This window comes from Blautia sp. AF14-40 (assembly GCF_003479665.1).
Lineage (GTDB): Bacteria > Bacillota > Clostridia > Lachnospirales > Lachnospiraceae > Fusicatenibacter > Fusicatenibacter saccharivorans.
In genome coordinates, this window is the sequence record NZ_QUHK01000028.1 from 1 (window position 1) to 13,335 (window position 13,335).

Below are 13,335 nucleotides of genomic sequence, written 5' to 3' on the forward strand. Positions count from 1 at the left end.
CGTTATTGTATGTTCTTTGTTATCAGGATGTGGTGATAAGCATACAGCAATAATAATGAAAAATGCAAAAGATTTTACTCTTACACAAGAAATATCAGAGAGTTTCAAGCTAGAAAACTATGGAATACAATCATACGCATTTTTAAAATATATTCAAGAGAACTTGCCAGGACGAATTGCGGGTACAGAAAAGGAAAAGGAAATGGCTTCGTTTATATCTGCTATTTTGTTAAATGGTGGATATTCAGAAAAGGATATAAAATTAAATTCTTTTGATATTGAGGAAGGTGTTCCTATGATGGACACATCTGGAGAAAATATTTTTGATGGTGGTGAAGATAGCCAATCAAGTCAAAATATTGAAGTAATCAAAGAAGGGCAATCGAAAAAAACTATTATTGTTGGAGCTCATTATGATAGTGCAGGAACACATGGCGTAGATGATAACGGCTCAGGTGTAGCTGTTGCATTAGAAAGTGCATTGCGAATGATAGATGTCGAAACACCATATACGATTAAATATGTATTTTTTGGTGCAGAAGAGACAGGAATGCATGGTTCAAAAGAATATGTTAATTCTCTTACAAAGAAAGAAAAAGACAATATTGTGCTAATGATAAACATAGATAGTATTCTTGCAGGAGATAATCTTTATTTGTATGGAGGACGCATAAATGATAAAGGTGTTGTTAAAGATGTAGAAGCTGTAAATAAGGCATTTGAAATTGCAAAAAAGGCAAATTTACCAATGCAATTAACACCAAAAGGAAATGTTGATTATCCATATCCAACAGGGCAAAAGAGAAGTGACCATGCTCCATTTAGTGATATAGGAATTCCTTATATTTATTTTGAAGCAAATAATTGGCTCAATGGTTTACCAGTAGAAACAGAAAATCATGGATTGATTATGCATTCCGATAAGGATGATTTGTCTTTTATAGAAAACGAATATGGAAACCGTGCAAAAGATACAATGGCTAATTATTCTCACTTACTTCATTTAGTATTACAAGAAAACAATTGGGAATAAGAAAGGAAGAGAATTACAGCTTGTAGCATTCAAAATTTAATATGAAATGTGAGATAGAGCGTATGGAAATAATCTATACGTTCTATTTTTTTTGCCTTTTTGAAAAAAGTGATTAAAAAACTATTGACATTTTGTTACTGGCAAGACCTTAAAATCCATCCTCATTTCCTGCGGTGCCCGGCTTGCTCCCTTCGATATCAAGGAGCTGCGGGACCTGATGGAGTATGACGAACTGGAACTGGATACCCTGGGCGACCAAAAGACGGCGCTGTTTGTGATCCTGTCAGATACAGACAGCACTTTCAATTTCGTGGCCGCCCTCATGTATAGTCAGCTTTTCAATCTGCTCTGCGACAAGGCGGATGACTTCTACGGCGGGCGGCTGCCTGTCCATGTCCGTCTGATCCTGGACGAGTTTGCCAACATCGGCCAGATACCGAACTTCGATAAGCTGATTGCCACCATCCGAAGCCGTGAAATATCGGCTTCTATTATTTTGCAGTCGCAGAGTCAGCTAAAGACCATCTACAAGGACGCGGCGGATACCATCGTCGGTAACTGTGACAGCACCTTGTTTTTGGGAGGCAAAGAGAAATCCACCCTCAAGGAAATTTCGGAGCTGCTGGGGAAAGAGACCATTGATCTCTATAACCAGTCCGAAAACCGGGGCAGCCAGGTTTCCCACGGCCTCAGTTATCAGAAATTAGGAAAGGATATGCCATACTTGTTCGTGAAGAGTTCAGTTGCCTTGAATTTATCATGAACAGGGACACGATCAACTGGATTCTGAAATAACTGAATACAGGAGGTCGAACATGGAGCATTTACCAAAGAAAATCCATCAAAACGGAATCAGCTACACGCTGGTGGGAGACTACTACATCCCCGATCTGGAGCTACCGGAGGAAAGCCGCCCCATTGGGCGGTGGGGCCGGATGCACAAAGCGTTTCTGCAAGAACACCGGCCCGGCCAGTACAATGCCCTGCTTCTGTCGGGAAAACTCTGGACATATCTTGCTGACCTGAACGAACAGGCCGCTGACCGGCTGGCGTGTATCGTCTCGCAGATGCAGGAGGCGGAGGGTGTCACCGAGGAACTGAAAGCCCGTGACCAGCTTGCGTGGGTCGGGGGCATGAACAGCATTCGCAGCCGAGCAGAGGAAATCATCCTCTCTGAGATGATTTTTGTTTAAGGAGGTGCCTGTCTATGAGATACCGTATCGAATACGCCGATGGGCGTTATTGTAACTTTGCCAACGGCAGGGCTGAGCTGCTGAAATGGCTGAAACTGCTGAAGCAAGAGGAAATCTCCGACATCCGCAAAGTATATAAAAGCGGTGTGTCAGATTCCGTCCTGGAAACATACCGGAATTATATCCGCCCAGCATAAGGAGGGGCGCTTATGGGTACAGATATAGAAAAATTGGTTGATTTGATGATTCAGGAGCGGATGCAGAGCCAGTTTGCTAAGTGGCGGGAGGCAGAAACCGGCACGGAGAAAAAAGAGGACTGCCTTCGCTTGGAAAACGAGTATGAAAAAGCAATCAGCGCATTGTCTGAGGAACAGAAGGACGCTGTAAGACACTACTGTGATTCTATTTTCGATTCTGGTGCAGAAAGCGAGTGCTTCTTTTACCGGCTGGGCCTCAAAGATGGCATCCGTCTCTGGAAGTTTATGAAAAAGCTGATGAAAACGGTCAGCTAACGGATGTATAACCACATATTTTATTCCGCCCACAAACGGGTCGAAAGCCGTCCAACGGTACAGATTGGGCGGCTTTCCTGTTATCTGCGTTTCTTCCGCTTGGGCGCATAGTACGGCTGCGGCTTGGCCTTTCCTCTCATGTTGTTGGGATTTTTGAGCATTTTGGACAGGCTCAGTATCCGCAAAAATGCAGAGAAGTCCTCTGAGGAAATCTTCTCGAAGGGTATCTGCATTCTGTCGCAAAATTCGTGGATTACCACTTCCTCTTGGCTGCCCTGTTCGAGCGCCTGTTCAAACTTTTCCTTGACGTCATCCAGCGTGGGCTGCGGGTCGGCGGTGGTCTTGTCCTTGCGGTGTGCTTCCCGGATGTCCCGGACGATGCTGTCCAGATCATCGTGCATGACATGGCTGTAAAAATCGCTTTCCTGCACCTGCCCCAGTTCCAGCGTCCGCATATAGAGGTCATCTTCTCCGGGCGCATACTTGCTCATGACGGTCTGCCGGGTGGCCTCCAACACCAGATTCATCTGCTCCACCCGCATATTGGCGATCTGGTCGATGCAGATTTCCATATCTATCATCAGCCGCCGGAAATTCGGGTGGGCAGCCAGTTCGCAGAGAAGCCGGTTGTTGATTTTGCCGCTGCTCAAAAGTTCCACCATATCATCACTCAGATGCAGAGATTGAAGTTCTGTGTTTGGGTGATTTTTATTTTCCGTCAGCCCCATCAGATAGTCGGTGGACACGCCGTAAAAGTCCGCCAGCGTTGCAATCGCAAACGGGCTGATGTCCTTGTAGTCATCGGTTTCGTATTTTCCCAGCGCGGATTTAGACAGGCCGGTCTGCTCCGCCAGTTGTTCCAGCGTCAGGTGCTTGTCCACCACCCGCAGGTCTTTGAGCCGCTCCGGGATTGTCAGCTTTGCGTACATCCAAAGCCCCCTCTCTCGTTATCTTTTTCAGTGATTACACCCATTATAGCACGATTCCATAAGCGTGGAAATATGCGGATTTCGAGCGTTTTTCCGACGTTTTGGATATACGGGAAAGGGCCTCTTTTTTCGGTAAACTGGTTCTTGCAGACAGGCACAGAACCTTGAAAATCGAATGACCGGCTGCAAGGGGTATGGCCTCCGGGGAAGTGACGCCAGGACAGAAATCGAGCACACCAAAGAGGCCGATACGCCGGGAGAAATTCCGGGCAGGAGCGGCTTGCAGGCAGACCGGCGGACAGGAAACAAGTTTATCATGCGGGGCGCATGGCTCCGCAGCAAAGAAATGGAGGAAATCATTATGACACTGAGTATGAAAGAAAAGAAGATTCTCTACGCTTACGGCTGTCTCAGCCACCACAATACGGTGACACGGCTGAAATGGCTGACGGCTCTGACGGTTGACCCGGAGGCCAAACGCCGGATGCTGGGGCTGGCCCGGAAGGTGGAGACGGAGATGAACGAAAGCTGGTACGAGGATTTTTATCACCATCTGCGCATGGAGATGGACGAGTACCGCCGTCTCAAGCGCAACCTGCGTGTGCTGAAATCTTACACCGATTATGAGGAGGATCTGTATGAAGAAGCTGTCTAAGTATGAGAAAGAAACCATCATCAACTGGAACGAGGCGGAGAACCTTGCCAGCGTCTACACCTTCAACGCCAGCTTGAAGCGCAGGCTGGCTGATTTCAGCCGGAAGTACCCACTGTTGTGCCGGTTGGAGCGCAGCACGCCGGAGGGCAGCGTGACCTATGTGCTGGACAAGTCCCGGCTGTCGATCCGGCTGGTGCCTCCGTACAGCGAAGAACGGAAAGCCGCCGCAAGGGAGTACGCAAAGGAGCATGGCTTTCAGGTGGTGGTAACGGAAGAAAAAATCGCCTAAAATCGGGGTGTTTACGGGAAAAATGACGGGTCTGCACCCGATGTTTTGACCGGCAATCCCCGCAGGCGTATTCCGTATCCACTCCCCGCCTATGGGCGCAAATGTGTGGATACGGAGCCGGTGAAACTGGCAAACACCGTTCCTGCGGTGGAAGCCAGCTTCGCCGGTGCGGAAGTACAGAGGGCGGCCAGCCCTTTGTGGCGGGGTGCAGGGGCGGCAGCGCACTGCTGGGGTCAAGGGGCAACGCCCATTGGCAGGTTAAGGGCGGCAGCCATTATCGGGTCAAGGACGAAGTGCCTTGGCAGGTTGAGGGCAGCCGCCCCATCGGGTCAAGGGTGAAACGCCTTGCCCAGGGAAAGTTGATGCCTGCGTCAACTTGTATTGGGTATTACCTGACGCAAAATTCGCAGGATTTGCGGCTTCGCCGCCCCTTCCCCGGCCCCAGAACATCTTCGCAGGAAGGAGGAAATCTGTTTGAAACTGACACGACACAATGGACGCTCCGGCAAGCATGGCACCTATAATCCCCGCCACAATGACCGCCGGTTCGATGTGGAGAACAGCGAACACATTGACGCAGAACGGGCAAGGCAAAATGTCTACTGGGACTGCTACCGGGGCTTTACCACCCATGAGTTCCGGGAGAACCCGGAGCAGCCGGATTTCAGCTTTGAGGAAATCGAGCGGATGTATTACTACGAGCATTACGGCGGCTATGTGGAAGCTCAGAACGCCCGGAATGAGAAAACCCGGCACACCGAGCGCAACCGCACTGTGGAGGACTTGCTGAAAAACAACAAGACCTGCCCGGAGGAAAGTATCTACCAGATCGGCACGATGGGAGAATCCGTCTCGCCGGATACGCTCTTTTCCATCGTCAATGAGTTTTATCAGGAATTTGAGCGCCGCTTCGGTTCCCATATCCACATCCTGGACTGGGCGCTCCATCTGGACGAGGGGACGCCCCACATCCATGAGCGGCACGTCTTTGACTGTGAGAACCGCTATGGGGAACTGTGCCCCCAGCAGGAAAAGGCGCTGGAAGAACTTGGCATCCCTCTCCCCAACCCGGAGAAGCCCAAAGGCCGGAACAACAACCGCAAGCAGACCTTTGATGCGGTCTGCCGGACGATCCTGTTTGACATCGCCAGACGGCATGGGCTGCATCTGGATCAGGAGCCGTCCTACGGCGGGCGGGACTATCTGGAAAAACAGGATTATATCCTGATGAAGCAGAAGGAGCAGCTTGCGGCGCAGGAGCAGAAGCTGGAAGAACTGACGCTCAAAATCGAGGACGTGGAGACGCTGTTAGATGATGTTTCCGATGCGGCCTATGACAAGGCGGTGGAGGTGGTGACCGATACCGTCCGGCAGGAGACACACAAGGAAGATATTCGTCTGGTGGAAGAATCGAAAAAATGGGTGCTTTCGCCGGAGCGCAAGGCCCCGAAGAAGGAGCGTGACTACGCTGCCGCCCGTCTGGATGGAGTGATTACCAAAATCAAACGGGTCATGCAGAACGCCCTGGCAAAAATCCAGAAAACTCTCATGCAGCCGGAGGTCAAGAAGGCCGGTAAGGAGCAGATTAAGGAGAAGGCCAGAGAATCCATCCGGGAGAAGCTGGCGAAAGGCAGGCTGAACGCTGACCGAGATAACCGGGAACGCTGGGAACGTGAGGGGCGGATTGCTCCGAAAAAGAAACACGATATGGAGTTATGAGGCACCTGATTTTCTGCGGAAACGGGTGCTTTTTTCTCTGCCTGGAGGTGAGAAAATCGAATATATTTGAAGCGGTGAAGGAGTCTGTCACCACAAGGCAGGCTGCGGAATATTACGGGGTGCAGGTTGGCAGGAATGGCATGGCCTGCTGTCCCTTCCATGATGACAAACATCCCAGTATGAAGATTGACCATCGGTTCCACTGCTTTGGCTGTCAGGCAGATGGGGATGTGATTGATTTTACCGCCCGTCTGTTTAGTCTGAGCAGTAAGGAGGCGGCGCTGAAGCTGGCGGAGGATTTCTCTGTCCACTATGACGCCAAAGGCCATGACCCGCCCCGCAGGAGGCCGGTCAAGCGAAAAATCAGCGAGGAACTGCGTTACCGGCAGGCGGAGCAGAAATGTTTCCGGGTGCTGTGCAATTACCTGCATCTGCTGGAACGCTGGGAGAAGGAATACGCCCCGCAGACGCCGGATGAAGCGTGGAATCCGCTGTTCGTGGAGGCCCTGCAAAAGAAACCGTACACGGAATATCTGCTGGATATTCTCTTGTCCGGCAGCATGGAGGAACGTGCTTCCGTGGTCGCTGAGTATGGAAAAGAGGTGAGGAAGATTGAGCAGCGAATATCAGAGTTTACCGCTAGCCACCCGGCAGGCCGCCATGAGCGCAGCCGAAGCCTTAGCGCCGGAGCGGAGCGTTGATGAGGTGCGGGAAAGCCTGTCCGTCACCGAGAAGGGCCAGCCCGCCAACACCATCGGCAACTGCCGGACGGTGTTCTGCCATGACCCTCTCCTGCGTGGGGCGATCCGCCTGAACCTTTTGACTGACCGGGTGGACATTGTACAGGATTTAGGCTGGCGCAGGAATACCAGTGCCCTGACGGATACGGACGTGAAATATCTGCTTCTCTATTTTGAGCAGACCTATGGCCTGACCAGTGAGAAAAAGATGACGGCGGCGCTCTCCATCGTGGCGAATGAGAACTGCTACCATCCCATACAGGACGTGCTAAACGGCCTTGTCTGGGACGGGACGCCCCGCATCCGCTCCTGTCTCCATCATTTCTTAGGTGCGGACGAGAGCGACTATGTGGAGGAAATGCTGAAACACTTTTTGCTGGGGGCTATCCGGCGGGTATTCCGCCCCGGCTCCAAATATGAGGAAATGCTCTGTCTGGTGGGCGGTCAGGGGGCTGGCAAGTCCAGCTTCTTCCGCTTGCTGGCGATCCGGGACGAGTGGTTCAGTGACGACCTGAAAAAACTGGACGATGACAGGGTGTATCTGAAGCTGCAAGGACACTGGATTATCGAAATGTCGGAGATGCTGGCTACCAGCAGCGCCAAAAGCATTGAAGAAATCCGCTCCTTTATCAGCCGCCAGAAGGAAACCTACCGGACGCCCTACGAGGCCCAGCCCAAAGACCGGCTGCGGCAGTGTGTGTTCGGCGGTTCGTCCAACACACTGGACTTCCTGCCCCTTGACCGGGCCGGAAATCGGCGCTTTTTGCCGATCATGATTTACCCGGAGAATGCAGAGGTTCACATTTTGGAGGACGAGGACGCCTCCAGAGCCTATCTTTTACAGGTCTGGGCGGAGGCCATGACGATTTACCGCAGCGGCCACTACTCTATGAAGTTCAGCAAGTCCATCCAGCGCCAGCTGGTGGAGGTGCAGAAGGATTTCATGCCGGAGGACACCGAGGCCGGACAGATACAGGGCTTTCTGGAACACTACACCGGCAGCATGGTCTGCTCCAAACAGCTGTTCAAGGAGGCGCTGGGCCACACCTACGATGAGCCGAAGCGGTGGCAGCTGCACAATATCAACGAGATCATGAACACGGTGGTGACGGGCTGGAAACCATTCTCCAATCCCCGGATGTTCACCGGATATGGCAGGCAGAGGGGCTGGGAACGGGACGTTTCCGGCAACGAACTGCCCGGCAACGAAGATGGATTTGTGGAGCTGACCGAGGAAGAATGCTGCCAGCTGGAACTGCCGAAGGAGTGGATCGCATAAAATTAGCGGTCTGTTGCCGGGATGGTTGCCACTTGGTTGCCGGGTTTGTTGCCGGGGATTCTCCGGTCTGGATACGGAAAAAGCCTGTAAATAAGGTATTTTCTAATATCTATCTCTATCTCCGGCAACGAAAACAACGAGATTTTTCAAGAAAATTGATAAAGTAAGATTTGCAGGTCAGACGGTAGTTTACAGGTTTTCAGAGGTTCGTTGCCGGACTTCGTTGCCAGTGCTGCCGTCTGGCCTGCTACTCTATGGAGGTAGCCTATGGAAAAAAGCAAACAGCAGAAAAATAAAGTCCGTTTTGTGGTGGTGCGGGAGTTCTCCGGGGAGAAGTCCATGCGGGAAGCCTTTGAGCAGCTGATTGAGCGTCAGACCTGCGAACACTTCGAGGAATGGCGTCAGCAGCGGGAAATGGCCGAAAACGCTGCGTAAAAACGGTTGATTCAGGGGCAGGGACATGGTACTATAATGGTATCGTGTCCCTGTTCATAGAAGGAGAACGCTATGAGCAGGAAAAAACAAGTCTATGAGAAAATCACCGCTCTCTACTGCCGCATCTCTCTGGATGACGGCGGCGACAACGAGAGTATGAGCATCAGCAACCAGAAAATCATGCTTCGGGACTTTGCTGAAAAGCATGGAATGTTCCAGTATGAATATTATGTGGATGACGGCTATACGGGCCGCAATTTCAACCGCCCTGCCTTCCAGCGCATGATCGCTGACATTGAGGCGGGGAAGATCGGCTGCGTCATCACCAAAGACCTATCCAGGCTTGGTAGGAACTATATTGAAGCTGGCAGCTATATCGAAATCTTTTTCCCCAAACACAATGTACGCTATATCGCCATCACGGACGGCGTGGACAGCCTGACCCGTCAGGAGATGGACATTACGCCCTTTAAGAATATCCTGAACGATATGTACAGCCGGGATATTTCTAAAAAGGTGCTGGCAGGCATCACCACCCGCTCCCGGCAGGGGAAGTTCTGCGGAGGGACGCCGCCCTTCGGCCTGATGCGTGACCCGGAGGACAAGGGGCATCTCATCATTGACCCTGAGACAGCGCCAATCATCCGCAAAATCTATGACTATGCCCTTGACGGGCTGGGCTGCATGAGGATTTCCAAACGTCTGATGGAAGAAAAAATCCCAATCACCCATGTCAAAGCCAACACGGAGTTTGACGCCAACTATTATTTCTGGGGCGGAGCCAGAATCAGTCACATCCTGAGAAATCCATTCTATAAGGGCGCACATTTGGTCTTTCGGACGCATCAGAAAGGCATCCGCTCCAACACCTATGACATTATTCCCCGTGACCAGTGGGAAGTGATCGAGGGCTGCCATGAGGCCATTGTGACGCCGGAGGAATGGGAACAGGTGCAGGAACTCATTGACCGCAGGCCGACCATTCAGGGGAATTCCTGCCCCTTTTATAATCTGTTCCACGGTCTGGTCTACTGCGCCACCTGCGGGAAGTCCATGCAGGTGCGGTATGAGAAAGTGGGCCGAACCGGGAAGAACCGCTTCACCGGCGAAATGCGGGAGCCGATTGACAAGGCGTACTATATCTGCCAGACCTACAACCGCATGGGCTGCAAGGTCTGTTCCAGCCACAAGATCGAGGCCAGGGATTTATACAATCTGGTGCTGAAAGACATTCAGGAACTGGCGGCGCAGGCTATGAAGGATGCCGATGCGTTCTACCAGCGGCTCAGCCGCCGGATGGAGCACCGGTATCTGGTGGACGCCTCCCAGACAGAAAAGGAACGCCTGCGGCTGGAAGCCCGAAATCAGGAAATTGACGGGATGTTCCTGAGCCTGTACACCGATAAGGCCAAAGGCATCCTGACCGAGCAGCGGTTTGTGAAGCTGACGGCGGCGCTGGAACAGGAGCAGGAATCCAACCAGAAACGCCTGCATGACCTGGCAATGATGCAAGGTCGTGCCGATGCGCAAGAAAGCGAAGTCCGCACTTTTATCAAGGAAATCCGGCGCTATGCCGCCATCGAGGAACTGGACGAGGCGGTGCTGAACCGGCTCATTAGCCGGATTCTGATTGGAGAAATCAAGAAGATTGATGGTCAGAGGACACAGGAGGTTAAGATTATTTACAATTTTGTTGGGGAAATGTCAAGGTAGAATTTAGACGCTAAATACTTTTAATTTATATCAAAAGTGATACAACAATTTTCTTTTAATGCTATCAGGCAATAAAGTTATTCCTTTGGCCAGAGTAAAAGGGATAACTTTATTTTGCTAAAGCATACTAAAAAGGGCGCGTTGCAGAAAATTATCCGCAACACGCCCTCTTCTATAAGTCCTTATGTCAAAATCAAATTATTGGTAATCTTGAATATTGGGATAAGCGGCACCGTTATTATGCGCGTAAGCTGCTTCAAAGTAGTCGAGGCTTTCAAAAGTAATGCCCTGATAGTTTCCGACATTCAACACATCAAAAGTTAGATTCAGAACATCACCAGCGGAATATTGGTCAAGAAGATTTCCTGCAAATTTCCATCCTATGTTTTCCTCATAAGTATCCTCGGTAAAATAAAATGTAGTCGCATCCTCAGTCGCATCATAACTAATGTCAATAATTATATCAGAGAAATGAACTTGATCTCCAGCATTAAAGTCTTTGAGATAATCTACAGTTTTTCCATCAGCAGGATTAATAAATTGAGCATTAAGTTGTGTCATATCAACAACCTCTGGAGGAAGAGAATTAAGTCTGTAAGATTCTGCAACAGAGAATTGATAAACTCTGTTATTATCCCCAAAGTAAAATCCATCTTCCGTCATAGGAACACTTGAACGAGCATTGGCATTGTAATAATGGGCATAATACAACTGCCATTTGTATGTCTCAGTTGAAACAAACTGTGCTTTCCATGTACCAGAACTGTCTCCTGCTTTCTTTGTATAAAACATATACTGATTTGTACCAGTAGTTGCTTGACTTACCGTATCACCAGAGGCATCTGACAAGATGAGTGCAATCTGTGTAAAAATATCGACAAAGATAATCCTATGTCCATGCATACGGATAGAACCAACGCTGTTATCTACTTCTGGACGAAAATAAACCTCAGGCCCCATATCACCCGTGTTATATTCTATGCTAGGTGAAACAAGATAGGCCCAACTACTATCCTTTTCACTCTGTCCATCGAGATCGATAAGCTTTTCCACATAATCTGAAAGGATAATCCAGCCAATCTTCCACCAATTCACTTTGCTTGCTTCAGCAGAAGAACTGATATTCTCGTTGTCGGCATAAGCAAAAGTAGTGTTAGAAAAACTTATGCACATAACCAAGGAAAGAGTAAGTGCAACAATCTTACGTGTTAGCTTTTTCATTAAAAGCCCCCCTTCTCTTATAAAACCAAAACAATAATGCAAATGATGGATGCAATAAAAAAGAATACTCCAGCAACCCGCATCAAACCAAGATATAAATCTGTAGGTTCACCGCCTTTTACAGAAAAGAAGTGTTCAATTTTCCATAAAAGTTCCGGCTTAAAAATCATAAAAAAACTTAATAGAAGCAAAAGGATAAGCCATATGTTATCTATGTATAACACTTCCTTTCTGCTAATACTGAAAATTCAAATAAAAAAGCGCATAAGTAGACAAATAATCATGCCTAACTTATGCGCAAATAGAAACAATTTTAATTCTAAGCCTCCAAAGCTGGCAGCGTCGGTAAAAATGCTCCATTATTAAGTTAGGCAACTTAACCTTAAAACAAATCATCGGTCTTACCTCCCAACAATATAAATTTCGACTTTTCACTTTTATTTTATCACCTAAAGCAGAACTTGTCAATGAATTTGTCTAAAATAAGTCGATTTTCTTTTTTGATTATGTGCATTTTTAACTAATAGAAAGAAAGTTGTATTGAGGGCGATTGGTGTTCCTTATTCCATATGTCGGAACTGTATGAAGTGAAAATAGTTTATCCGTTGAAGAGTCACTCCACAGGTTATGCTTGATTCTTTCAAAGTTATGTTTCTATAATATGCATCCGTACTGTCATATTATAATTCACATTATTGGATAATATAAATTGACAAGTATAAGATAAACAGACAAGGAGTCGCTGCCACCCGTAAAACGGGTGGCTCGGGACGCAGGCTTTAAGCCCACTCTACTTGGCCGCGCCTCAAGGCGCTAGCTTTCTCTTTTAGGCTATACTAAAGTTTTTATTTCCCTGGTACAACCGGGGATTTTTTTGCTTCAAGCCGCCAATTAGAACGGCAGCCACAAAGATTTTTCTTTGCGGCTGCCGTTTTCTTGAATTCATCACTTGACAATGTGGCAAAGAGCTGATGAGCCAGGACGAGCTGGCAGTTATGGATGGCGGCAAGTGCATCTTGCAGTTGCGCGGTGTGCGTCCGTTTCTTTCAGACAAGTATGACATTACCAGACACCCTAATTTCAAATACACAGCTGATGCAGACAAGCGAAATACCTTTGATATTGAAGCATTTTTGTCTGCCAGACTAAAACTCAAGCCTGATGAGGTCTGCGATGTATATGAAGTAGACACGGAGGGCGTGTAATACGGTTCCGCTGAGAAAGGAGTGATCGTATCTATTTGCCGCAACTGCCTCTGTTGAGGCCATTGGCGTACAAAGCGGACAATCATCAACAAAATAATGAAAAAGGAGGACAGCCGGAATCAGGCTCTCATATATCGAGGGCAGATTGTTCCGGCTTTTGTGCGCTTATGAAACAAACCTAACTAATCATTCAAATGATTCCGGCTAATATTATTTATGGCATTTTTTGAACAGGCAATTACCGTTCTTCAGACTCTCGTTATCGCTCTGGGTGCTGGGCTTGGTATCTGGGGTGTCATCAACCTGTTGGAAGGTTATGGAAATGACAACCCTGGCGCCAATGCTCATGTGCGATAAAGTAACACACAAAAATTTGATAGACAACCGCCCATTATTCCGTTACTATTCTTCA

15 protein-coding genes and 2 pseudogenes are annotated in these 13,335 nt (G+C 48.7%); 14 read left to right on the top strand and 3 right to left on the bottom strand.

The window, feature by feature from the left end:
* From DWW13_RS15040 to DWW13_RS19480, 5 genes and pseudogenes are all read left to right on the top strand, one after another.
* Nucleotides 1-1,033: M28 family metallopeptidase (locus DWW13_RS15040; RefSeq protein ID WP_330425617.1), on the top strand; the 1,033-nt coding region annotated here is incomplete at its 5' end.
* 139 nt (nucleotides 1,034-1,172) lie between these two features.
* Nucleotides 1,173-1,751 (top strand): annotated as a pseudogene (locus tag DWW13_RS15045) (VirD4-like conjugal transfer protein, CD1115 family); the annotation flags it as partial.
* 97 nt (nucleotides 1,752-1,848) lie between these two features.
* Nucleotides 1,849-2,226, top strand: a complete 378-nt coding sequence (locus DWW13_RS15050) for a TnpV protein (protein WP_055219871.1) — start codon at nucleotides 1,849-1,851, stop codon at nucleotides 2,224-2,226.
* A gap of 14 nt (nucleotides 2,227-2,240) precedes the next feature.
* Nucleotides 2,241-2,423, top strand: coding sequence for a hypothetical protein (locus tag DWW13_RS15055; RefSeq protein ID WP_055219873.1), 183 nt, complete (start codon nucleotides 2,241-2,243; stop codon nucleotides 2,421-2,423).
* 12 nt (nucleotides 2,424-2,435) lie between these two features.
* On the top strand, nucleotides 2,436-2,738 hold the full coding sequence (locus DWW13_RS19480; RefSeq protein ID WP_055219875.1) for a hypothetical protein: 303 nt from the start codon (nucleotides 2,436-2,438) through the stop codon (nucleotides 2,736-2,738).
* A gap of 80 nt (nucleotides 2,739-2,818) precedes the next feature.
* Here DWW13_RS19480 and DWW13_RS15065 read toward each other — a convergent pair whose 3' ends face one another.
* On the bottom strand, nucleotides 2,819-3,667 hold the full coding sequence (locus DWW13_RS15065; protein ID WP_055266762.1) for a helix-turn-helix domain-containing protein: 849 nt from the start codon (nucleotides 3,665-3,667) through the stop codon (nucleotides 2,819-2,821).
* A 175-nt stretch (nucleotides 3,668-3,842) separates the two neighbouring features.
* Between DWW13_RS15065 and DWW13_RS19485 the strand changes: the two genes are divergently transcribed.
* The 7 genes from DWW13_RS19485 (at nucleotide 3,843) to DWW13_RS15100 (ending at nucleotide 10,497) form a co-directional block, all read left to right on the top strand.
* Complete coding sequence (locus tag DWW13_RS19485; protein ID WP_226906287.1) at nucleotides 3,843-4,322, top strand: hypothetical protein; 480 nt, start codon at nucleotides 3,843-3,845, stop codon at nucleotides 4,320-4,322.
* A complete protein-coding gene (locus DWW13_RS15075) occupies nucleotides 4,306-4,611 on the top strand; it encodes a hypothetical protein (protein WP_055222220.1) in 306 nt (101 codons plus the stop codon). Before DWW13_RS19485 ends, DWW13_RS15075 begins: the two co-directional genes overlap by 17 nt.
* 474 nt (nucleotides 4,612-5,085) lie before the next feature.
* The gene (locus tag DWW13_RS15080) at nucleotides 5,086-6,330 is read left to right on the top strand and encodes a serine/arginine repetitive matrix protein 2 (RefSeq protein ID WP_117760454.1); all 1,245 of its coding nucleotides are present in this window, start codon (nucleotides 5,086-5,088) and stop codon (nucleotides 6,328-6,330) included.
* Nucleotides 6,327-7,031: a CHC2 zinc finger domain-containing protein gene (locus tag DWW13_RS15085; protein WP_055266766.1), complete on the top strand. Its 705-nt coding sequence runs from the start codon at nucleotides 6,327-6,329 to the stop codon at nucleotides 7,029-7,031. Before DWW13_RS15080 ends, DWW13_RS15085 begins: the two co-directional genes overlap by 4 nt.
* A complete protein-coding gene (locus DWW13_RS15090) occupies nucleotides 6,991-8,349 on the top strand; it encodes a virulence-associated E family protein (RefSeq protein ID WP_055221981.1) in 1,359 nt (452 codons plus the stop codon). Before DWW13_RS15085 ends, DWW13_RS15090 begins: the two co-directional genes overlap by 41 nt.
* A gap of 267 nt (nucleotides 8,350-8,616) precedes the next feature.
* Nucleotides 8,617-8,784: a hypothetical protein gene (locus tag DWW13_RS19080; protein WP_171027916.1), complete on the top strand. Its 168-nt coding sequence runs from the start codon at nucleotides 8,617-8,619 to the stop codon at nucleotides 8,782-8,784.
* Nucleotides 8,785-8,856: 72 nt separating this feature from the next.
* Complete coding sequence (locus DWW13_RS15100; RefSeq protein ID WP_055221983.1) at nucleotides 8,857-10,497, top strand: recombinase family protein; 1,641 nt, start codon at nucleotides 8,857-8,859, stop codon at nucleotides 10,495-10,497.
* Nucleotides 10,498-10,695: 198 nt separating this feature from the next.
* Here the strand turns inward: DWW13_RS15100 and DWW13_RS15105 are convergent, their stop codons facing one another.
* Both DWW13_RS15105 and DWW13_RS20065 read right to left on the bottom strand, forming a co-directional pair.
* Nucleotides 10,696-11,718: a hypothetical protein gene (locus DWW13_RS15105; RefSeq protein ID WP_055221986.1), complete on the bottom strand. Its 1,023-nt coding sequence runs from the start codon at nucleotides 11,716-11,718 to the stop codon at nucleotides 10,696-10,698.
* Nucleotides 11,719-11,735: 17 nt separating this feature from the next.
* Nucleotides 11,736-11,942, bottom strand: a complete 207-nt coding sequence (locus tag DWW13_RS20065; protein ID WP_334291862.1) for a DUF6199 family natural product biosynthesis protein — start codon at nucleotides 11,940-11,942, stop codon at nucleotides 11,736-11,738.
* 735 nt (nucleotides 11,943-12,677) lie between these two features.
* Between DWW13_RS20065 and DWW13_RS15115 the strand changes: the two are divergent.
* Nucleotides 12,678-12,923, top strand: a pseudogene (locus DWW13_RS15115) (VirD4-like conjugal transfer protein, CD1115 family); the annotation flags it as partial.
* A 216-nt stretch (nucleotides 12,924-13,139) separates the two neighbouring features.
* Entirely contained in the window at nucleotides 13,140-13,280 is a 141-nt protein-coding gene (locus DWW13_RS15120; protein WP_007037419.1) for a Maff2 family mobile element protein, read from the top strand.
* Nucleotides 13,281-13,335: the final 55 nt, after the last annotated feature.